The organism is Candidatus Synechococcus calcipolaris G9, from assembly GCF_029582805.1.
Taxonomy (GTDB): domain Bacteria; phylum Cyanobacteriota; class Cyanobacteriia; order Thermosynechococcales; family Thermosynechococcaceae; genus Synechococcus_F; species Synechococcus_F calcipolaris.
This window is the reverse complement of the sequence record NZ_JAKKUT010000001.1, coordinates 490992-511622: the sequence shown is the minus strand read 5'-3', so window position 1 is coordinate 511622 and position 20631 is coordinate 490992. Positions and strand designations below refer to the sequence as shown.

Here is a 20631-nt window from a genome sequence, read left to right as displayed (position 1 = left end):
TAAATGCGACTAAAAAAAGCTAATTATCATCCTTGATCACCAGTAGCTTTTCATTCAGGCTATTAATATAATCTCGACCAATATCCTCAGAAAGAATACCTTTACGAATGGCATCGTTAATGGCTCCTTTTTCGGCAACATAGAGGCGACGGTACACTCCTTTTAAGTACTTGGCCTCATCCCCCTCTTCATTGCCACTGATGATTCGCTGGTTGTACATCTCCCGCAGATCTTTTTCCGAGGAAGCAACCCGCGATTGGTAACTGGCAAAGAGTTCTTCATAGAGAAACTTGGGTAAACTCCCCGATGCCAAGAGAATGCCTAGTTCATTTTGAGCCGCCTTTGCCGCAATAAGATTGAGTTGTAAGCTTTCAATCTGCTTTTGAATTGGGGAAATGCGGGAGAGGTTGAGCCGTTTAACGAGGCTGGGTAGGCTTAGGCCCTGAACGACCAGGGAGACCAGCACCGTACTAAAGACTAAGGTGATCACCTGAGAGCGATCGGGCAGGGTGGCGGGCAGGCTCAGGGCCAGGGCCATGGATAGGGAGCCTTTTACATTACCAAAAATTAAAACGTGCTGCCATTTTAGGGGTAGGGGGTGATCGTAGAAACCTAGGCCATAGAGGAGGGGATAAATGGCACAAATACGCCCCACTTGATAGGCTGCGATCGCCAGGAGGGCCGCCGGAATCGTCATCCATAGAATTCCTGGCTTGACCTCGATGCCCACCAATAGAAAAATAAATGTATTTACGCCAAAACCAGCATATTCCCAAAAATTGAGCAGTGTAACACGGGTGGATGCGGATGTTTGCCGAAACCCCAAACCACCAATGACCAGTCCCGCAGTCACCACGGCGATCGCCCCGGACACCCCCAACACCTGCCCCACTTGAAAGGTTCCCAAGGATACCGCAACGGTGAGTAAAATATTGCTGAGGGCATCATCCAGTTCCTGAAACAGGCCGACACAGAGATAGCCCAGGCCTGAACCCAGAATGCCACCGCCGACAAAGGCGATAAAAATTTCCGCTATACCCTGTCCCAAACTAAAGGTTCCCGAAACGTGTATCCCAGTAATCACACTCAGGAGAACGAGGGCTGTCCCATCATTAAATAAACTTTCCCCCTCGACAATACTGGCTAAACGGGGTGGCACGGGCACATTGCGAAATGTGACAATCACCGACACCGTATCCGTAATCGTTAAAATCACACCAATGGCACAGGCCGTAATCCAGGCAAGCCCTAGGCCAAACTGAAGTAAGGTGGCCGTAATGGCCGCCGACAAGACCACACCGGGCCCCGCCAAGAGAAAAATCGGCTTAATGGTGCTGCGAAGGCGACTGAGATCAGTGTTAATAGCCGCTTCAAAAATGAGAATGGGCAAAAATAGGTTGAGAATAATCTCAGGATTAAGACCAATGTTCTCTGGCAACGATTCCTGGGGAATGACCAGACCCGCTAATACCAGGCCAATGACGTAGGGAGTTCGCAATCTCCGGGAGACCAGGGCCACCACCGTTGCCACTAAAAGCAACACAATCAAGGTGTTGACTAGGGCCGTCACATGGGATTGGGGGGCGAGCAACTCATGCAAAGGGTCTAAGCGGGTTGTATTGACATCCGCCAACAGCACCAGTAGTTCAACGAACGGCATCAATTCAAATTCCGGTAGAGATGAACAATCTTTTCGGTAACAGCTTCAATGGTGAGGCCATCCGTAGAGACTTCAATGGCATCGGCAGCCTTGCGAAAGGGGGCGTAGGCCCGTTGGCTGTCGTTATAATCCCGTTCCATAATTTGGCGGGTGAGGTCATCCAGGGAGATGTCGGTGTCCTGCTGCTGCAATTCCTGCCAACGTCGTTTGGCCCGCTCTTGGGGAGAGGCGGTTAAAAAGATTTTCAAACCCGCATCGGGAAAAACGTGGGTGCCAATATCCCGTCCCTCGGCTGCAATCCCCCCCTTGGCTCCCATGGCCTGTTGTTGCTTCACTAGACGCTGACGCACTTCTGGAATGGCCGCCAGGCGGGACACCTGGGCCGTCACTTCCTGGGAGCGAATGGATTCCGTTACCTCCTGATCATTGATCCAGACCTGGGGCGGCAAAAGTGGATCCGTACTATGCAACTTGATCTGGCAGTTCCCCACCTGCTCCACCACCTGCACCCCATCCCCTAAATCAATATCCGCCTGTAAACACCACCAAGTGACGGCTCGATACATGGCTCCCGTGTCTAGGTAGGTCAGACCCAGAGCCTTGGCTGCCAAACGGGTAACGGTGGATTTACCCGCACCGGCGGGGCCGTCAATGGCCAGGATCGGGGGGCGCAGGTCTAACTGGCAATTATCAATCAAGCGGGTGGTACCAATGCGGGCGGCAACGGCCAAGAGGCCAACGGTCTCTACGGTCTGGAGGGGAACCAGGGTGTCGGGATGTACCAGTTCAATATATTCCGGGGCGATCGCCGGTTCCCGGGCCAATTCCGTTTGCACTGTTTCAATCAACCCCTGGGACTGGGTGATCCCTTGCTGAAATTGCCTTTGGGCCCGGTGTAAACTGCGGCATAGGGCAGTCGCCTGTTGCTTTTCTGGGGCTGAGAGGTATTGATTGCGGGAACTCAGGGCTAAACCGGAGGCCTCGCGGACAATGGGACAGGGAATAATTTCCGTGGATTGGTTCAGGTCTGCTAAACAGCGGCGAATAATGGCGATCTGTTGGGCATCCTTCTCGCCAAAATAGGCCCGATCCGGTGCAATTAAATTGAGCAGTTTTAGAACTATGGTGATCACCCCGGCAAAATGTCCCGGTCGCGATCGCCCACAGAGAACCTCAACCATGGCCCGAGGGGGGTGAACCAGGGTTGTTTCTGCCGAGGGATGGGGATACAGTTCCTCAATGGTGGGGACAAAGAGCCAATCCACCCCCGCTTGACAACAAAGATTATAATCCTGGTCTAGGCTACGGGGATAGGTGGCCAGATCTTCCTGGGGGCCAAACTGGAGGGGATTGACAAAAATACTGACCAGAACCCGTTGGCAGTCCTGGCGGGCCCGCTCAATTAAACTCAAATGCCCGCGATGCAGGGCCCCCATTGTCGGCACAAAACCCAAAAAGGGCTGATCTGTTGATGGTAACGACTGCCGCTGCGATCGCTCCTGCCGCAATGCACAGGCCAATCCCGCCAGGGTTTTGATTAAGCCTAACTCTGCCACCCAGACTACTCCTCGCCTCTAAAACTATCTTTAAGCACTCAAAATGCAATCAGCAACGATCCATAAACATAATCGAACCTGCTGTCCTGCCAGAGGAGAATATATCATATTGCCCCTAGGGTTATTTTGTTCTGTCCATAAAATCAACCGCTACAATGGACAAATCATCAACGGCTAGGGCTGCCGGAGTGGTCAAGCTTTGAATTTCTGCCAGGATTTGGCCCAGGTCTGATGGGCTGTTTTGGTGTTGCGCCAATAGGGTCTGAAATGCTTCGATCCCCCACTGTTCGCCGCTATGGGTTTGAAATTCATAAATGCCATCACTAAACAGATAAAGGCAACTCCCTGGGGGAATGGTATGGGTTGCTTCGGCAAAATCCACATCGGTAAACATGCCAATGGGAATCCCTGGGGTCTTTAGTTCAGTGACCTGGGGCAGTTCGTTTTCACCGCTATGAATTAAAAGGGCCGGAGGGTGCCCCGCCGAGGCATAGGTGAGGGTCTGATCCTGGCGATCGTAGATGCCATACCAAATGGTGAAATATTTATCATTTTGATTCGTCATTTGAAAGCCATGGTTTAGAAGTGCCAAGACTTGACAGGGGCGATTGTAATCAATACCCGCAAGTTGTTGACTGCCCCAAAGGGAACTATTGGCATTCCGCAATAAATTCAAGACGGAAATGGAGGGCAGGGCCGCCCCTAAACCATGGCCGGAAACATCCAGTAAGTACATGACTAAGCGGCGATCGTCAATCCAAAAGAAATCAAAGCAATCACCCCCTAACTCGCTGGAGGGGATAAAACGGAAGTCAATTTTAATCGGCGTTTCTAGGGGCTGGGGCAGGAGCGATCGCACATACATGGCCGCTTCACGAAATTCCGCTTCTAGGAGCTGCTTTTGCTCTTGAATGTCGCGATTGAGTTGGTAGAGCCTCAGGCCCGCCTGTACCCTAGCCCGTAACTCATCCTGTTCAATGGGTTTGGATAAAAACTCATCCGCCCCCGCATCTAGCCCCCGCACCCGATCTTCAAGTTCGCCCTTGGCCGTTAATAACACAAAAAATGTCGCCGATAAATGCCGATCATGCTTAACCTGACGACAGACTTCTAAACCATCCACCCCTGGCATCATCCAATCACAGATAATCAGGGCTGGTTTAATAGCTTGGGCCGCCGCAATGCCATCGGCACCATTCTGACTGACCGTAACCTGATGTCCTTGTTTCGTGAGATTATTTTTGAGGATCAGTCGGGTTGTCGGGTCATCATCAATAACAAGGATATGGTACATGGCAATGGCGAAGAAACTGCAATGGCAAGAAACGACTGAATGATACCTCAAGTATCCTTTATTTGCTGAAACCATTGATCTTGATCAATACTATCCTTGGCAAGAACAAGATAATAACTGGCTTGGCGATCAATAATCATCACCGTCTCGCCATAGCGGGGCTGAACTTGGGCCCAATCCGGTAAGGCACAGGGTAAGGTGAGGCGATTTCGAGCCGGATCAAGAACCGTAATCTGACCAATTTTCTGTTCCCGATTGTAGGGAATGTCGGCTGAACTCACGGTGCCATCACACCCCAGGAGGCGATCGCCACTGGTCTCTTCCCCAAACTGAGCAAACACTTGACCCAGGGGCCGCGCTATTAGCCCCCCCGACCCTAAGGCAATAACTAGGGATAGGGCAAACACCAGACCTCCGAGCCATCCCTGAGGAATAACGCCGGTGACTCCTGCGGCCACAACATTGAGCAACCAACCCACGATGCCAAAAATACTAAAGTCTGTGGCCAGCAGCAAAATCAAAGGAGCGCGGCCAAACCCTAGCCAGTGGAGGATCATCAAGGGACTAATATCACTTTCGGCCTCTAGATCCATATCCAGTAGATCGCCATCCACATCCCCATCCAAGTCAACATCCTCATCCCCTATACCTCCGAGGATCACGGTTAAAAAGAGGAGAATACCCATGCCCAAAATAATCCAGTAGGGCAAATGGGCAAGATCAAAGAGCATGGAAGGACGACGGGCAGTGTAGATGAATTAACTTAAGGCTACCGCTACTTGGGGCCAACGATTCACGGACTGGCCAAAAATAGCCAATTCCTGGGTCAGTTGGTCAAATTGATCGGGGGTTAGGGATTGGGGGCCATCGGAAAGAGCCTTTGCTGGATTTGGGTGAACTTCAATCATCAAGGCATCGGTTCCAGCGGCGATCGCCGCCTTGGCCATGGACGGCACATAGTCCGCCCAGCCGGTACCATGACTCGGATCAACCATAATCGGCAAATGGGTGAGGCTCCGCAGGACAGGAATCACAGACAAATCTAGGGTATTGCGGGTGTACTGGCGATCGAAGGTACGAATTCCCCGCTCACACAAAATCACATTGGGGTTTCCGGCGGCCAAGATATATTCAGCGGCCATTAACCAGTCTTCAATGGTGGCGGCCATCCCTCGCTTCAGTAACACGGGCTTTTCCTGGGCACCCACCCGCTTCAAGAGGGAGAAGTTTTGCATATTCCTGGCCCCCACTTGGATCACATCGGCCACTTCCGCAATTTTGTCCAGATCTGCTGCATCCATCACCTCCGTAATAATGCCTAGGCCAGTGGCCGCCCGGGCCGCCGCCAGTAACTCTAGGGCACTTTCACCATGGCCCTGGAAGGCATAGGGAGAGGTACGGGGTTTATAGGCCCCACCCCGTAAAAATTGACCACCTGCGGCCTTCACCCGTCGAGCCGTCTCAATAATCATGGCTTCGTTTTCAACGGAACAGGGCCCCGCCACGATCGCAATTGGATGGGCCTCGCCAATATAGACCCGACCATTGGGCGTGGAAATAGCCACCTCACTGGGTTCATTGTGGCGAAATTCCCGACTTACTCGCTTAAAGGGTTGCTCAACCCGTAAAACTTGCTCAATCCAAGGACTGTTTTCCTTAATTTGCAGCGGGTCTAATTCGGCCGTCTCCCCCACCAGGCCAATTACCACTTTGTGCTTGCCAATGATTTTTTCGGGTGTCAACCCCCAGTCCATCATTTCCCGGCTGATGCGTTCCACTTCCATTTCTGGAGTACCGCTTTTCATGACAATAATCATCGCTGCTGCCGCTTTTAGGAATTGAGTACACTTTAGATTGTGCCAAACTTACCCCTTATTGCCCATGGGTCTGATTAAACATCACCATTTTTGGCCCAAACTCCTTCGTTGCCATGGTTGGGTCTTGGCGATCGCCAGTGTGGGTCTTTTCTTGCTCTTTGTCGTGGGAGTAACTCCCAGCCCCAGTCAAGATTTAGCTCCAGCTGACGTTTCCTCGCCGTCCCTATCCCTCACTCCCCTAGTCCCTAGCCAAGGGGAAACCTACCAAGTTCTGTTTCAAACTGCCCTAGCTCACCACAGTCATTGTCAAGAGTCCCCTCCCTGGTATTCGGCCCTCGCAGATTCTAGTAACTACGGCGATCGCTACGGCAGTGATCTAACGGGTCAGCCCCTCACCCATGCCCCCTTGATTGTGCTGCACGAAAGTGTCAGTTCCGGGGCAACAACCATCCGCACCTTCCAGACCCACCATCCTCGGGACGAAGACCAACGAAGTTACCACGAATATATTTTGCTTAATGGCTCCATCATCCATATCGTCCCCTGGGGGAAGCGGGCTTACGGAGCAGGCAATTCCCAGTTCCAGGGAGAAAGTGTCAAAACAAATCCACGATTCTCGGCCTCGGTAAATAATTTTGCCCTGCACTTTAGTTTAGAGACACCCCCCGGGGGCAATCATAATGGTTTCAGTCATGGCGGCTATACGGATGCCCAATACCGATCCCTCGCCTGGTTGGTGGCAACGACGGGTTTAGGGGACGATCGCCTGACAACTCACAAATTGGTTGATCGGGGTGGAGAGCGTTCGGATCCCCGCAGCTTTAATTTTTCTCTATTTAAGCAATACCTGTCCGAGTATCGCAGGGTTAGGTGCCACTCCTAGGGCGATCGCAGATTGAATTGACCTGATACCATAGGGGTACAATTAAACCACGACTAGGGAATTGACGGAGGCTTGGCTTCATGTCTGTGCAAACTATTCAAAAACCCTCGACAGTGCGAAAACTCGCCCCGCGCTATCGAGTTCTCCTGCACAATGATGATGTGAACCCGATGGAATACGTGGTGGACGTTTTATTAAAAACCGTGCCCAGTTTAACCCAGCCCCAGGCGGTGGATATTATGATGGAGGCCCACACCAACGGCAAGGCCCTCGTCATTACCTGCGCCCTAGAACATGCTGAGTTTTATAGTGAAAGTCTGAAGTCGGCGGGGTTAACAAGTACCATTGAACCGGCTGAATAGTTTATGGCGGCAGATGATTCGCCGCCCCGTTTGGGCCCGCTTAGTTGCATTTATGCTGACGCTGTTGGCCCTATGGTTACCCCTAGCTATCCCCATCCACTTAATTTGGGGAGAGTACGAGATTGTCAATTTTATTAATGGGGCCCTACTGTACAGCATTTTTATTATTTTGCTGCGGGTGTGGGGAAAGCGGGTGCATCGCCAGGATCAGCCCCTTCAGTTTTATGGCTTTGTTCTGAACGGCCCCATGCTCTTGGAGGCCATTTTAGGCTGGGCCCTGGGGGTTGCCGCCCTAGCATTACTCTTTCTGATTCAATTTAGCCTTGGCTGGATTGATTGGCAGGGGATTCCGCCCCAATTTTCTAATGTGCTCCTATCGGGTTTAATCACAGGGGTCGGTGTTGGCTTTGCCGAAGAGTTACTCTTTCGGGGCTGGCTACTCAAGGAACTGGAACTCGACTACATTCCCTGGTTTGCCTTGGTCGTCAATGGCATTATTTTTGCCCTGCTCCACTATCTACATCCGCCCGAGGTGATCCGTGAAACCTGGCCCCAGTTTTTTGGCCTCGTCCTCTTGGGTTGGAACCTCGTGTTAGCGACTTGGGCCTGTCGGGGACGGTTGGGGATGGCCATGGGACTCCATGGGGGTCTGGTGTGGGCCTATTTTGGCGTTAATATTGGCGGTTTAATTGAATACAATGGCTCAGCACCAGAGTGGATGACCGGCATAAATGAAAATCCCATTGCGGGGGTGCTGGGGTGTGCGATGCTCTTGGGTCTGGGAACACTGTTTCTCACCCGTATCCCAAAGCCGCAATAAAAAAACCATCCATATTGTGTCGCTGGGGCCAGAGGGTGATCCACCCCGACTCCTGGGCTAGGGGGGCTAGGGGGGATGTCGCCTTTGGCGGAATCACCTGCCATTGGGGATGACGGCCTAAAAACTGAATAATCTGCTGTTCATTTTCCTGGGGATGGAGGCTACAGGTGGCATAAACTAAGACCCCTCCTGGTTTTACCCACGTACTGGTATGGTCCAACAGTTGGGCTTGGAGTTGGATCAATTCTGCGATTTTAGCGGGGGTCTGTCGCCAACGGGCATCGGCATGGCGATGGACGGTACCAATACCAGAACAGGGGGCATCCAACAGAACCCGATCGCCCCGCTGGAAAAATTCCGGCCGCTGGCAGCTATCCCCCGGAGAAATTTGGATGGATTTTAGGCCTAAACGGGTTTGATTTTGTCCTATTTTTTTTAATCGGGAGGCGGTGCGATCGCAGGCAATGACCTGGCCCTGATCCCCCATATATTCGGCAATGTGGGTAGTTTTGCCGCCGGGGGCAGCGCAGGCATCAATAATGGTTTCTCCCGGCTGGGGGTCAAGGAGATAGGTGACCCATTGGGCCGCCCGATCCTGTACCGACCAGTGTCCCTCAGCGTAACCAGGTAGGTCAGGAATCGCTATCCCGGCATGGGGTAAATGAATACCATAGGGCAATCCCTCAAGGGCCTGGGCCCCAATCCCCATCTGCTGAAGGGCCAAGAGTATGGACGGGCGATCGCTGCGTAGGGGATTAACCCGCAGATCAATGGGCGCGGGTTGATTAAACCATTGGCAGAGGGCTTCGGTTTGCGATCGCCCCAATAGGGGTAGCCAGAGATCAATCAACCAATCGGGAAAACTATGGGCCACCCCCAACTGAGCCGTTAAATCCGGGGGCAGGCTTGGCTCCCGCTGATCCCGTAGATAGGCTCGGAGAATGCCATTGACCACCGCCGCCAACTTTGGCATACCAGCGGTTTTTGCCAATTCAACAGTAGTGTGAACCACCGCATGATCGGGAATCTGACTGAGAAACCGCAGTTGATAAAATCCCAAGCGCAGAATTTGTCCCAGGGGAAACGGCTGCTGCTCTAGGGGCCGCCGACAATAGGGAGTAATGAGGGCATCCAAATACCGCTGTTGCCGCACGGTTCCATAGACCAATTCGGTCACAAGGCCGCGATCGCGATGCTCTAGAGATACCGAACCTAATCCCTTCTCTAGAGCAATATCAACATAGGCCCCGCGATGTACAGCAACGAGAACGGAAAGGGCAACCTGCCGTGCCGTCAACTCCACGCTAAACGGGCAATTTCTTCCTGCTGGGGACTCTCTGCCAGGGGCCAGTCAGCATTTTCGCCGCCAATCATCAGGGCATTCAAGGGAACATAGTCGCGACTGAATAGGGTTAAGGCATTAATCAACACATCCAAAGCAACGGCATCACTCGTGCCCAGATCAAACCAACAGCGGCCCCACTGATTGTCATATTCAAATTCCCCCATGTTGTGCATAACCGCCATTAGTCCATTGTCCGTTTGATCGCCGTCATAATCCAAAAAACTCAATTCCAGCCCCGTTTCTTGTACCTGAAGGTTTTCAGCATTAAACCCCCCCAATTTCCCCAGAAAAAACCAGGAATTAAAGACTTCCTCCAGGTATTGCTGCTCAACCGCCGTCGGATGTTGGGCAAATTCAACCCAGATCCACACATTAAAGGGATTAAATTCACGAAATACAATATTCATCTATTTTTCTCCTATCAAGCCTTTGCGGAAGGCCGGCCGGTCACTTAATGCTTGCAGGTAGGTGGCGATCGCCCCGTAGGGGGACAAGTCAATCTTAAACAACTGCTCCAGATACCTCAAGACCGATCCCACCGCCACATCCGCCACTGTAAAATCATTACCCACCAGAAAGGAGCGTCCCTGTAATTGGTGATCCAAGGCCGTCAATAAACGGGGGAGTTGTTGCTCCCGGGCCTCAGGAGAAAGCACCGCCATGGGCAGGGTAGAATTTGCCCAAAGAACCCACTCATAAACCTTGCCCTGGGTCTGTAGATCCGTCGGGAACTGAGTTTTCTTGTGAGCTAAATAAAGTAAAATAGCCCCCGATTCGGCTAATACATACTCCCCATCCTCAATCACCGGCACCTTTCCCATGGGATTTAGGGCAAGGAAGGCCGGCTGCAAATGCTCTTTGTTTTTCATATCCAGCCGAATTAGCTCATACTCCAGACCCAATTCCTCTAAATACCAGCGAACAATGGCGGCCCGTGACAGTTCTCCACCATAAAGCTTGATCATGGTTAATTCAGCCCCTATACTATTTCAATATTTAATTTGATCATAAATGGCATCCGCCTTCCCCAGAATCTTTAGTGGGCGTTCTGTCCAATTGGGGGTAGTGGCTGATTCAAAAGAGCCTATAAATATAAGGTTTCCTTAGCTACTGTTGGCTGCGTTGCTTTCGAGGCGATTGCATATCCATTAGGCTCTATATTCCCGAGTCTTTATAAAGTCTTAAGGAGATTAAAATCGGTTTTTCTTGATCAACTGTAGCCTTCGATACATATTAATCTGAGGGAGTCTCGTTAGGATTCAGAAGGGGATTTAATGCTAAGTTATCATCCATCCTGGGGTCTACCTAAGACTGGCGTACAATATAAATTTTTCTATATCGAATTTATTAAATCGAACCAACACAAGCCTTGTCCCTTTTTACAGTTCAAGTTGGTAAACCATGACAAACACCGTCGCTACTGCTGCTGCTTCTGAGAATGGAACCTCTGAGCAAAAAACGTCCAAAATGATGGCATTTCCGGCACGGGTCTTGCAAAAGATTATTGCGGAACGCCTTTCAGGACGGATTATTTTTACGGATCCTAACGACAAATCCGTGAATTGGCAGTTGTACGTCGGCAATGGGCAAATCCATTATTGTGGCAGTGGCGTTGGTCAGCAGGAGCGGCTGAACTATCTATGTCAACGCTATTGTCCCAACTTGATAGGGGACTTGGCTCCTAATCAATCGGACTATCAATACCTGGGGCAGTTATGGAAGCAGGGCAAATTGAACTTACCCCAGCTCCGCAAGCTCCTGTTTCTCTTTACCCAAGAAGCTTTGATTCAAATGGTGTCTCTCCCCCAGGCAGAATTGAAGGTGGAGCGGGCCCTGGGGCTGGAGCAGTTGGTGCTATCTGTGCCGATCAAGGCCACCCTCTCCCAATTGCGGGGATCAATTGCCCAATGGGTGCAGATCCGCACCTACATGAGTTCGCCCTTTCAGCGACTCTCCCTAGTGGACGAGGAACGCCTCAACCAAGAGTTTGCCAGCCATCCGGATCATCTCCATCTGATCCAGCGTTTGCCAGAACTTTTAGCTCCCCAGCCCCTCCTTTATGATTTGGCCCGGCAACTGAGTTTGGATACGATCGCCACCGCTGAACTCCTGAAGCCGGCCATTCGTGGCGGAGCAATCACCCTGAGTCCCTACGCCCGACCCCAAGCCGATGCCCGTCCCGTCGTCGCCTGTATTGATGACAGTCGCACCATTCAACGAAATGTCCGCCTTATTTTAGAAACCTCTGGCTATAAAGTCCTGGAATTGATGAGTCCCGCCCGGGCCCTCACCGCCTTGGCTCGGCAAAAACCCAGTTTGGTGCTCATGGACATTACGATGCCGGAAATGGATGGCTATGAACTATGCCGAATCCTGCGCCAATCAGACCTGCTCAAAGATGTGCCCGTTGTCATGCTCACGGGTCGGGATGGCCTGGTGGATCGGATTCGGGCCCGGATGGTGGGAGCCACAGATTATTTAACCAAACCCTTTACTCCCCAAGAGCTATTATGCTTAGCAGAGCGATTTGCTCACCAAGCAGTAGTGGAGAGAAATTAGGATGAAGACGGTTCTTGTTGTTGAGGATTCCCGTGCTGAACAGACTCTGATCGTATCAATTCTAGAAAAGATGGGCCACAAGGTCTGTTTAGCTGAGACGGCGGAATCTGCCTTAGATTGGTTAACTCAGCATCAACCACCGGATTTGATTGTCCTAGATATTGTCATGCCAGGGGCGAATGGGTTAGAACTGTGTCGGGAAGTGCGGGCCAAGCCTGATTTCAAGGATGTGCCGATCATTTTTTGTTCATCAAAAGATCAAGATTTTGATCGCTTCTGGGCCCTGCGCCAAGGGGGAAATGCCTATATTACCAAGCCCTATAATCCCGATGAACTGATGCAAACTGTTACCGAGCATCTTCAGTAAGGTTATTTTTCTGGATACATTACCTTGATCTAATCTAAATCTTTATCAGAACCTTCATTAGTCATTACGTCCATTCACAATTACGTCCATGCCGACCCTGATTAGCCAAGAGTACTTTCAAGTGGAACTACCCCAGGGGGTGCAAATTGCCATTCCCTTGGAGCAAACTGCGGAAGTCTTTAGCCTCAGTCGTCGGGATATTTGCTTGATCCCCGGAGTAGCACCCTCCTTACTGGGGATCACGAATCAACGGGGAAAGTTGATCTGGATGCTAGAACTGGGGGATCTGTTGGGCTTGCCGATGCCGGCCGGGCGATCGCCCCAGCAACGACTAACAGCCCTGGTCATGAGCCATCGTAGCCAGGAGCAACCAGTGCAGTTGGGCTGTTTGGTTTCATCCCTACGGGGAATCATTCCCATCGAACCCGATCAGATTCAACCCATTCCCAAGCAACTAAAAAAGAAGATTCGCCAGTTTTTTGTGGGTATGGCCCAAGCGGAGCGTACCCCTTTGCTGATTCTGAAGGTTGAAACGGTTTTCTCGCTTTTACAACGCTATACCCCGCCCAATTCCTTGGCAATCCTATGACAACCACAGTGACGAACGGCTACGCCTCCTCCTCTATGATTAGCGATCGCTATTTCAACGCCATTTTATCCCAGGATATTTCTGCCCTGCGGGAGGTTCTTGCCCGTGAACCTGGGGATCTGTTAGCCCAACTGAGTTTGGCCGCGGCCCTAGAGAAGGCCAGCAATATCGAAGAAGCGGTGAGTCTTTACCAGGCGATCGCCCAGCAGGATCAAACCGGACTCTTTGGCCAGAGTGCCCGTCAAGCCCTGGCCCTGTTAGATGGTCTGCCTGCACCAATCCCCAATGCCGCCCCAGTGATTCCAGACCCCGTGATCCCGGTAGCAGCGGAGCCAGCAACTCCCAATCTGGTTGCGCCTACACCCTCCATTCCTGTGTTTTTTGGTAAAGGTCAGAAACAACTTCGCCAAGACCTCCAATCCCTACAAACCTACATGGCAGCCATCCAGCAGGGGAAACGTGAACTAGAGGCTCCCACCCCCAAGGATCCCCAAGTCGGGGCGATCGCCCAAGGCGTGCAATACCTTTTGGGGCACATTCAAACCCTAAACCAGCGGATGACGGAGCTAGAAGAACAGCGGCAGGCGGATCTGGTTGCCCAGAAAAACGAACGGATGAAAATGCAGGAGGCGGTAATTACCCTGCTCCTAGATATTGAGGGGGCACAGCGGGGGGACTTAACGGTTCGCGCCCAAGTAACTGAAGGGGAAATGGGTTCCATTGCCGATGCCTTTAATGCCACCGTGCGAAGCCTCCGGGATATTGTTCTCCAAGTGCAGTCCGCCGCCAACCAAGTTCAATCTGCGGCCCGCAGTAGTCAAACCTCCGTGGAAAGCCTGGCCAGCGGTGCCACCACCCAAGCCGAGGAAATTGCCGCCACCCTTAATTCCGTAGAGGACATGGTAGCTTCGATTCAGCAGGTCGCCAAGTCTGCCCAGGAAGCGGCACTCATTGCCCGCCAAGGTCTAGAGGCGGCCCAAACCGGGGATCATCTCATGGATTCCACTGTGGACAGTATTGAGAACATTCGCACCAGTGTGGCGGATACCTCTAAGAAAATGAAACGTCTGGCGGAATCCTCCCAGGAAGTGTCCAAAATCGTCAATATCATCTCCGGCATTTCCGAAAAAACCAACCTCCTTGCCTTTAATGCCTCCATTGAAGCGGCACGGGCAGGGGAGCATGGTCAAGGCTTCCGGGTGGTGGCAGATGAGGTGCGGCGATTGGCGGAACGGGTCACGGACTCTGCCCGAGAAATTGAGCAGCTAGTCACTGGCATTCAGCAGGAAACCGCCGAGGTATTACTTCAGATGGAAGGCAGTACCTCCCAGGTGGTCAAAGGAACCCAACTGGTGGGACAAACTAAGGATACTCTGCAAGGCTTGGGACGAATTAGCCAACAAATTGATGCCCTACTCCAGGTCATTTCCGCCGGTACCGTTTCCCAGACGGAAGCATCCCAAGTGGTCAACGAAACCATGCAAGATGTTGCCCGAGGTGCCCGTACCACCTCCTCGGAATCCGCCACCGTGGCAAGTACCATGCAAAGTTTGGTGACGGTTGCTGAAGAACTGCAAAATTCCGTTTCCCGGTTCCGGGTTGAATCCTAGAGATGTCCTATGCCCCTCAATGCTGCCGATTTTGATGCCATTACGAAAGAAGCCCGCAGTTGCTTTCTCAATGAGGATGCACCGGAATATGTACTGATGCTGGATGAGGCGATCCAGCGACTTCAGTCCAATCGGGATCAACGATTTTCAGTCCATGAATATCAGGATTTAATGCGGGCAGCCCATTCCCTGAAGGGGGGGGCCGGCATTGCCCAATTAAACGAACTGCAACAGGTGGCCCATCGCCTTGAGGATTTACTGGAAGCCCTTAAGGATGGCCAGGTGGGGGATGTCTTGGCGGCCCATGACTTGATTGCCCTAGGGGTTGAAAATATCCATGGCTTAATTAATGCGGCCCATCTCAATCAACCCGCGGGTCATCGCCAGCAACGGGAGCATTTACTCACCCAACTGGATCACTTTTTGGCTAATTTGGCCCCTGCCGCCATTACCCCGTCTGGGGGGGATGGTGGGGGTGTTACCCTTTCCCCCTTAGTGCAAACGGCCCTGCAAACCGATTTAGAAGATTGCCTCAAGCGCGTGGAAACCGTTGCCAAATCAAATCCGGAGGCGATCGAATCAACCCTGCGTAGTTTGGTTCAAGAGGCTAAACTGCTGGGGCAAGCCCTTAAGGTGTCCTGGTTAGTGGAGTTGTCTGACCAAATTGTCCCTCTGATTGAACAAATGCCTGGGGTGGAACTGGCTCCAGCGGTAGTCGCAGAATTTCGAGAGGCACGGGATCACTACCTGAAGCAGGCCCTCGCTTCCGTAGAAACCAAGGCGGCCCAATCCCCGACAGCCCCAGAGATCGCCCCATCCCCAACTATTGCCGATACCAGTCAGACCACTCCAGAACAGCCAGCGTTTCATCTGCGGATTCCGGTTACAAAATTGGATCGGATGGGCAATACGGTGAGTGAACTCTTAATTGGCCAGGAGCGGCTCAATCTTTATCAATCTCAATTTCAACGGGTGAGCAAAGAACTGAAATTACGCATTGATCAGTTTCGTCCAATTCGGGAGCAGATCCAAACGATCTACGATCGCCTGGCCATTCCCCTAAGCCAAATGCCCTTGGGCCGAAGTCAGGGAAATGGCCGAGTGGTGAATACCTTGGGGGTGGAGGCACCAGAAACCAAAGGCCAAGGGGAGGATTTTGATGCCCTGCAATTTGACCGTTATACCGATCTACATACCACCCTGCAAGACTTTCAAGAAATTCTAGCTCGCATCCAAGAAACTGGCTCAGATATTGATCTCCTCAACCGAGATTTGCAAGATGCCCTAGATGAAAGCCGCCAACACCTGAACAATTTACGGGGGGATTTGACCGGGTCTCGCCTAGTGCCCTTTCGGGGCCTGGCGGAAAAATTTATCCCGGCTCTGCAAACCCTGAGTCAACGCCACCACAAACCAACGGATGTGGTGATCCAGGGCAGCCAAACCCTGGTGGATCAGGTGGTTCTGGAACAACTCAAGGCACCATTAACCCATTTGGTTCGCAATGCCTTCGACCATGGGATTGAATCTCCAGAGGTGCGCCAAAAGACAGGAAAACCGGCGATCGCCACCATTACCCTATCGGCTAGCGTCTCTGGCAACCAAGTCTTAATCTCCATTCAGGATGATGGCGGCGGCATTAACTTAGAGAAAGTCACGCAAAAAGCTCTGAAAGTGGGTCTGTGTACGGCGGAATCCATTCCCCTCCTCACCCAGGAACAGATCCTTGAATTTTTATTTATGCCTGGGTTCTCCACCGCCAAGGAAGTGAGTGATCTATCAGGGCGGGGCGTGGGTCTAGATGTAGTGCGCCTGCAAGTGGAGCGATTACGGGGAACGGTACGGATCCAAACCCAACTGGGCCAGGGAACGACCTTTACCCTTGCCTTGCCCTTGACCCTGAGTATTTTGCCCTTGATCCTGTGTCAGGTGGCCAATTTAACCCTGGCCATTCCCGATCTGAGTGTCCTGGAAGTGATTCAACTTTCCGAGTATACGGATGTTCAGCAACCGGGCCAAACAATTGAGTGGAAATCTCAAAGCATCCCCCTAAAAGCTCTCCATGAATTTTTGCCCTACCAACGTCCCCTAGGGCAAATCCAACAGCCCCCTAGTATTGGCATTGTGGTGGATGTGAATGGTCGCCCCTGTGCCTTGTCCGTGAATACGCTGTTGGCAGAGCGGGAGCTAGTCCTAAAGCCCTTTGATACCACCGTGAATGTTCCTGCTTATCTGATGGGGTGTACGGTCTTGGGAACTGGTGAAGTGGTTCCGGTTCTTTCCCCCCCGAACTTTGAGTCCCTATTAAGCAGTTACCAGCCACCACCCAAAGCCCAAACCGTCGAGGCCGCCGTCAGTGATCAAACCACGGTGATGATTGTGGATGACTCCATTGCGGTACGGCGGTTATTGGAGCGGATTTTGTCCCAGGTGGGCTACCGGGTCTTGCAAGGACGGGACGGGAAGGAAGCCCTAGAGGTGCTCAAGACCCAAGGATCCACCGTTGCCCTGGTAATTACGGATGTGGAAATGCCCCGGATGGATGGCTACACCCTGGTTAAAGAGATCCGCTCAAATCCAAGGTTGCGCCATTTACCCATTGCCATGCTGACCTCTAGGGGGGGCGATCGCCACCGCCAGAAAGCCCAACAGTTGGGGGTAGATGCCTACTTCTCCAAGCCCTTCCAACCCGTGGAAATGATTAATCAGGTCTCTGAACTTGTCTCTAAAAAAGGAACAGTACGCGGATAGCGTTCCATTAATTGACGAACCTGTTCCGCATGGTAGGAACTACGGGTTAGGGGGGAGGACACAACCTGCAAAAAGCCCATTTTTTCCCCCAACTCTTGCCAGGTCTGGAATTGGTCAGGGGATATAAATTCTTGCAAGGGTAAATGTTTTGGACTCGGTTGCAAGTATTGGCCAATGGTGAGAATATCACAGCCCACTGCCCGTAAATCTTCCATAACCGCTTCCACTTCCTGGGGCGTTTCCCCCAGACCCACCATAATCCCTGACTTACTATAGATCCAGGGAGCTTGGTGATGGACGCGCTCTAGCAGGTCAAGGCTGCGCTGATAATCTCCCTGGGGGCGAACCCGACGGTAGAGCCGGGGAACCGTTTCCGTATTGTGGTTGAGAACCTGGGGTTGAGCCGCCAAAATGGTTTCTAGGGCTGACCCATTCCCGCATAGATCTGGAATTAGCACCTCAATGGTGGTTTGGGGCATCTGCCCGCGAATGGCCGCAATACAGGCGACAAACTGACTGGCCCCACCATCCCCTAGATCATCCCGATTCACTGAGGTTATGACTACATGGTTCAGGTTCATCCGCCGCACGGCTTCCGCTAAGCGCAAGGATTCGCTGTCATCAAGGGGTTGGGGTTTTTTCTCGAAATCAATGTCGCAGTAGGGACAGGCACGGGTACATGCGGGGCCCATAATCAAAAAGGTAGCCGTGCCATGGTTAAAGCACTCGCCGATATTGGGACAGGAAGCCTCTTCACAGACAGTATTTAAGCTCAAATCCCGCAATAGCTCCTTGACCGCACCCACCCGCTGCCACTGGGGAGCTTTGACCCTTAACCAATCGGGTTTAACAACCACACACTAGCTCCAACGCAAATTGATGAACAAGCAAAACAAAAAGGTAAGTTGGGCGACGAGGACGAAAATATAGACTAGGGCCCGGGGACGAAAAATAGTGAGTAGTAATCCCAAACCCTTTAGATCGACCATGGGGCCCAGAACTAAAAAGGCAAGGAGAGAACCCGGCGTAAATGTGGCCGCAAAGGCAAGGGCAAAAAAAGCATCCACCGTCGAGCAGATGGAGATGACCGTCGCCAAAATCATCATCGTGATCACGGAAATGATCGGCCCCTGACCTAGGCTCAAAATTAACTCGCGGGGGGCTGCCACCTGAATAATGGCTGCAACTAGACTTCCTAGGACTAAAATTCCCCCCAGTTCCCGTAGTTCTTGGATGATATTGTCCAAGAGAAGGGGGAAGCGGTTTTGCCAGGGAATGGGTGGTGCGGCGATCGCCGGTGGCTCTAGGGTAGCTGCCAGGGTTTCCATGGCTAGGGGTTGACCGGGTTGCCCCAGGAGATAGGTTCCGGATTTCAATAGGCTAGGGACAGCGGTGGTGGTAGCGGGGGGGGGCGTGGGCCGGGGCATCACGGCGGTCATTGTCGGCTGGAGAAAGGGGCGGAGATCCTTTTGGCTACTAAAGACCCAACCAACGGTCGTGGCGATCGCCAGGGAAAAGAGAATTCTAAAAACAACGATTTCCGGTTGATCCCGAAAGGCAATCCAGGTTGCCCAGATGACGACCGGATTGATCGTCGGAGCGGCCAACAAAAAGCCAATGGCGACGGAGGTGGGCATTCCCTGCATTAGGAGCCGCCGCGCAACGGGGACATTGCCACACTCACAGACGGGGAATAAAAAGCCAATGAGGCTACCGACTAAAGCCCCCAGGATAGGCGAACGGGGCAACAGCTTAATGAGTTTTCGTTCATTGACAAACAGCAACAGTAAACTGGAGAGCAATACCCCTAGGAGCAGGAAGGGAAAGGCCTCGACTAATAAGCTAAGAAATAGTGTGAAGCCACTTTGAAGTTGATTAACAGGATCCATGCTGGCGGGACAATGCCATAGGTTACATCTAGGTTAGAAACAGTATATCCCCAACGTCTCCCCCTTGGCAGTTTGACGGTCACTGGAAAATTTAAGTTCCCCCCTTGGGAAATGTCTTAAGTCTGCTAGAATTAACGATCTGTGCCCCTGAGGGCGCGACCTATGGAGAGATGGCCGAGTGGTCGAAGGCGCAGCACTGGAAATGCTGTGTGGGGCAACTCACCGAGGGTTCGAATCCCTCTCTCTCCGTTTTTTCTTATAACTGTCGCCTGTTTCCTTAGGACATTTCGGATCAGGGGGGGTAGGGGGCTTCGCCCCCAGCAAAGGGTTCTACCGCTGCACCCCGTCCTAACCTAAGTGACGATAGCCATACATCTTGCCTTAAAATTCCGGCTCTCCTGGGCTAGGCTGTTCCTGTAAAAATTCTAAAAAATCTAAGAGTTCTGCATCGCTTAGCTGTTGCCGCGATCGCTTCCCATACCGCTCCAATAGGCAGGCCCGTCCCTTGGAGTCATCCCAGCCTAGGCGTTTCATTTCCACAGTGGTTTGGGCAATTTCATCGGAGAAATCCACCGGATCGGGCCGAGGAGGGGCTTTAGAAGCTGCCGTTTTCTTGGTACTGGCGGGGCTGGGGGTTGAACGGCGACGACTGGTCGGATTAAGCACGGACTCTGGTTCTGGTTCATTAAAGGGCAAGGCTGGTTCCTCTGGGGGCATACTCAGATCGGGCCATTCCTCGTCCTGGCTGGGTGCCGGGCGGCTTTGGCGGGGGCGATCGCTGGGGGCAGGATTAAGCTGGCGGGGAAAGTGTCCAGGCAAGGGTGCGGCCCGATCAATTAATTCTGCCTTGGTTTCATCGGGGACATAGATGCCGAGGACGGCTAAAGCCCGTTGTCGTGCCAGATCCTCTGCTTGCTCTAAGGTCGTGGCGGCAGACATACCAGTAGCTAAGGTGGTTCCCCCTGCTTGGAGGGTTGCCTTCACCACAAACAGTCCTTCATGGATTTGGAGTAGATCTGCCACTAAACTACCGCTGGGGTAGCGATGATGGAACTCAACTAAACTATGCACGGTTGACCGACCCACCTCTACATCCCAATGGTAATCAACTAGTGATGTCTAATTGGGG

The 20631-nt window shown here is 52.2% G+C and carries 19 protein-coding genes and 1 tRNA gene; 9 read left to right on the top strand and 11 right to left on the bottom strand.

Annotated elements, in window-relative coordinates; genetic code table 11:
• Positions 1-19 precede the first annotated feature (19 nt).
• The 5 genes from L3556_RS02600 to aroF form a co-directional block, all read right to left on the bottom strand.
• The gene (locus L3556_RS02600) at positions 20-1660 is read right to left on the bottom strand and encodes a cation:proton antiporter (RefSeq protein WP_277865744.1); all 1641 of its coding nucleotides are present in this window, start codon (positions 1658-1660) and stop codon (positions 20-22) included.
• Positions 1660-3216 (bottom strand): bifunctional pantoate--beta-alanine ligase/(d)CMP kinase, encoded by a 1557-nt coding sequence (locus L3556_RS02595; RefSeq protein ID WP_277865743.1) that lies wholly within the window; start codon positions 3214-3216, stop codon positions 1660-1662. Before L3556_RS02595 ends, L3556_RS02600 begins: the two co-directional genes overlap by 1 nt.
• A 121-nt stretch (positions 3217-3337) precedes the next feature.
• Complete coding sequence (locus L3556_RS02590) at positions 3338-4510, bottom strand: SpoIIE family protein phosphatase (protein WP_277865742.1); 1173 nt, start codon at positions 4508-4510, stop codon at positions 3338-3340.
• A 47-nt stretch (positions 4511-4557) separates the two neighbouring features.
• On the bottom strand, positions 4558-5241 hold the full coding sequence (locus L3556_RS02585) for an OB-fold-containig protein (protein WP_277865741.1): 684 nt from the start codon (positions 5239-5241) through the stop codon (positions 4558-4560).
• A 27-nt stretch (positions 5242-5268) separates the two neighbouring features.
• Positions 5269-6315 (bottom strand): 3-deoxy-7-phosphoheptulonate synthase, encoded by a 1047-nt coding sequence (gene aroF / locus L3556_RS02580; protein WP_479682436.1) that lies wholly within the window; start codon positions 6313-6315, stop codon positions 5269-5271.
• A gap of 76 nt (positions 6316-6391) precedes the next feature.
• Here aroF and L3556_RS02575 point away from each other — a divergent pair, with 76 nt between their 5' ends.
• From L3556_RS02575 to L3556_RS02565, 3 genes are all read left to right on the top strand, one after another.
• Entirely contained in the window at positions 6392-7210 is an 819-nt protein-coding gene (locus L3556_RS02575) for a peptidoglycan recognition protein family protein (RefSeq protein WP_277865739.1), read from the top strand.
• 80 nt (positions 7211-7290) lie between these two features.
• Positions 7291-7572 carry an ATP-dependent Clp protease adapter ClpS gene (clpS, locus tag L3556_RS02570; protein WP_277865738.1) on the top strand — a complete coding sequence of 94 codons (282 nt, stop codon included), beginning with the start codon at positions 7291-7293 and terminating at the stop codon, positions 7570-7572.
• Positions 7573-7585: 13 nt separating this feature from the next.
• The gene (locus tag L3556_RS02565; RefSeq protein ID WP_277865737.1) at positions 7586-8392 is read left to right on the top strand and encodes a CPBP family intramembrane glutamic endopeptidase; all 807 of its coding nucleotides are present in this window, start codon (positions 7586-7588) and stop codon (positions 8390-8392) included.
• On the opposite strand, the gene L3556_RS02560 is transcribed toward L3556_RS02565, so the two are convergent.
• The 3 genes from L3556_RS02560 to L3556_RS02550 are packed head-to-tail and all read right to left on the bottom strand — an operon-like array spanning position 8367 to position 10702.
• The gene (locus L3556_RS02560) at positions 8367-9695 is read right to left on the bottom strand and encodes a 16S rRNA (cytosine(967)-C(5))-methyltransferase (RefSeq protein ID WP_338405705.1); all 1329 of its coding nucleotides are present in this window, start codon (positions 9693-9695) and stop codon (positions 8367-8369) included. The genes L3556_RS02565 and L3556_RS02560 overlap by 26 nt on opposite strands.
• Positions 9686-10144, bottom strand: a complete 459-nt coding sequence (locus tag L3556_RS02555) for a DUF3531 family protein (protein ID WP_277865736.1) — start codon at positions 10142-10144, stop codon at positions 9686-9688. Before L3556_RS02555 ends, L3556_RS02560 begins: the two co-directional genes overlap by 10 nt.
• Positions 10145-10702 (bottom strand): glutathione S-transferase family protein, encoded by a 558-nt coding sequence (locus L3556_RS02550; protein ID WP_277865735.1) that lies wholly within the window; start codon positions 10700-10702, stop codon positions 10145-10147.
• Between the two features lie 436 nt (positions 10703-11138).
• On the opposite strand from L3556_RS02550, the gene L3556_RS02545 reads away from it, so the two are divergent.
• The 5 genes from L3556_RS02545 to L3556_RS02525 all read left to right on the top strand — a co-directional run bounded on the left by L3556_RS02545 (position 11139) and on the right by L3556_RS02525 (position 17613).
• A complete protein-coding gene (locus L3556_RS02545; RefSeq protein WP_277865734.1) occupies positions 11139-12296 on the top strand; it encodes a response regulator in 1158 nt (385 codons plus the stop codon).
• Position 12297: 1 nt separating this feature from the next.
• Positions 12298-12663, top strand: a complete 366-nt coding sequence (locus L3556_RS02540) for a response regulator (RefSeq protein ID WP_277865733.1) — start codon at positions 12298-12300, stop codon at positions 12661-12663.
• An 88-nt stretch (positions 12664-12751) separates the two neighbouring features.
• Entirely contained in the window at positions 12752-13252 is a 501-nt protein-coding gene (locus L3556_RS02535) for a chemotaxis protein CheW (RefSeq protein ID WP_277865732.1), read from the top strand.
• Positions 13249-14862: a methyl-accepting chemotaxis protein gene (locus L3556_RS02530; RefSeq protein WP_277865731.1), complete on the top strand. Its 1614-nt coding sequence runs from the start codon at positions 13249-13251 to the stop codon at positions 14860-14862. The genes L3556_RS02535 and L3556_RS02530 overlap by 4 nt, the downstream gene beginning before the upstream one ends.
• 9 nt (positions 14863-14871) lie before the next feature.
• Complete coding sequence (locus tag L3556_RS02525; RefSeq protein WP_277865730.1) at positions 14872-17613, top strand: hybrid sensor histidine kinase/response regulator; 2742 nt, start codon at positions 14872-14874, stop codon at positions 17611-17613.
• On the opposite strand, the gene lipA is transcribed toward L3556_RS02525, so the two are convergent.
• Both lipA and L3556_RS02515 read right to left on the bottom strand, forming a co-directional pair.
• Positions 17568-18470, bottom strand: a complete 903-nt coding sequence (gene lipA, locus L3556_RS02520; RefSeq protein WP_277865729.1) for a lipoyl synthase — start codon at positions 18468-18470, stop codon at positions 17568-17570. The genes L3556_RS02525 and lipA overlap by 46 nt on opposite strands.
• A 3-nt stretch (positions 18471-18473) precedes the next feature.
• Positions 18474-19502, bottom strand: coding sequence for a permease (locus L3556_RS02515; RefSeq protein WP_277865728.1), 1029 nt, complete (start codon positions 19500-19502; stop codon positions 18474-18476).
• Positions 19503-19666: 164 nt separating this feature from the next.
• Here L3556_RS02515 and L3556_RS02510 point away from each other — a divergent pair.
• A tRNA-Ser gene (locus L3556_RS02510) sits at positions 19667-19751 on the top strand.
• A gap of 132 nt (positions 19752-19883) precedes the next feature.
• Here the strand turns inward: L3556_RS02510 and L3556_RS02505 are convergent.
• On the bottom strand, positions 19884-20588 hold the full coding sequence (locus L3556_RS02505) for a hypothetical protein (protein ID WP_277865727.1): 705 nt from the start codon (positions 20586-20588) through the stop codon (positions 19884-19886).
• Between the last annotated feature and the right edge of the window lie 43 nt (positions 20589-20631).

Coding starts and splice junctions, on each gene's coding strand:
- L3556_RS02600 (WP_277865744.1), bottom strand. CDS start 1,660: ATGCCGTTCGTTGAACTACTGGTGCTGTTGGCGGATGTCAATACAACC.
- L3556_RS02590 (WP_277865742.1), bottom strand. CDS start 4,510: ATGTACCATATCCTTGTTATTGATGATGACCCGACAACCCGACTGATC.
- L3556_RS02585 (WP_277865741.1), bottom strand. CDS start 5,241: ATGCTCTTTGATCTTGCCCATTTGCCCTACTGGATTATTTTGGGCATG.
- aroF (WP_479682436.1), bottom strand. CDS start 6,315: ATGAAAAGCGGTACTCCAGAAATGGAAGTGGAACGCATCAGCCGGGAA.
- L3556_RS02575 (WP_277865739.1), top strand. CDS start 6,392: ATGGGTCTGATTAAACATCACCATTTTTGGCCCAAACTCCTTCGTTGC.
- clpS (WP_277865738.1), top strand. CDS start 7,291: ATGTCTGTGCAAACTATTCAAAAACCCTCGACAGTGCGAAAACTCGCC.
- L3556_RS02565 (WP_277865737.1), top strand. CDS start 7,586: ATGATTCGCCGCCCCGTTTGGGCCCGCTTAGTTGCATTTATGCTGACG.
- L3556_RS02555 (WP_277865736.1), bottom strand. CDS start 10,144: ATGAATATTGTATTTCGTGAATTTAATCCCTTTAATGTGTGGATCTGG.
- L3556_RS02550 (WP_277865735.1), bottom strand. CDS start 10,702: ATGATCAAGCTTTATGGTGGAGAACTGTCACGGGCCGCCATTGTTCGC.
- L3556_RS02545 (WP_277865734.1), top strand. CDS start 11,139: ATGACAAACACCGTCGCTACTGCTGCTGCTTCTGAGAATGGAACCTCT.
- L3556_RS02540 (WP_277865733.1), top strand. CDS start 12,298: ATGAAGACGGTTCTTGTTGTTGAGGATTCCCGTGCTGAACAGACTCTG.
- L3556_RS02535 (WP_277865732.1), top strand. CDS start 12,752: ATGCCGACCCTGATTAGCCAAGAGTACTTTCAAGTGGAACTACCCCAG.
- L3556_RS02530 (WP_277865731.1), top strand. CDS start 13,249: ATGACAACCACAGTGACGAACGGCTACGCCTCCTCCTCTATGATTAGC.
- L3556_RS02525 (WP_277865730.1), top strand. CDS start 14,872: ATGCCCCTCAATGCTGCCGATTTTGATGCCATTACGAAAGAAGCCCGC.
- L3556_RS02515 (WP_277865728.1), bottom strand. CDS start 19,502: ATGGATCCTGTTAATCAACTTCAAAGTGGCTTCACACTATTTCTTAGC.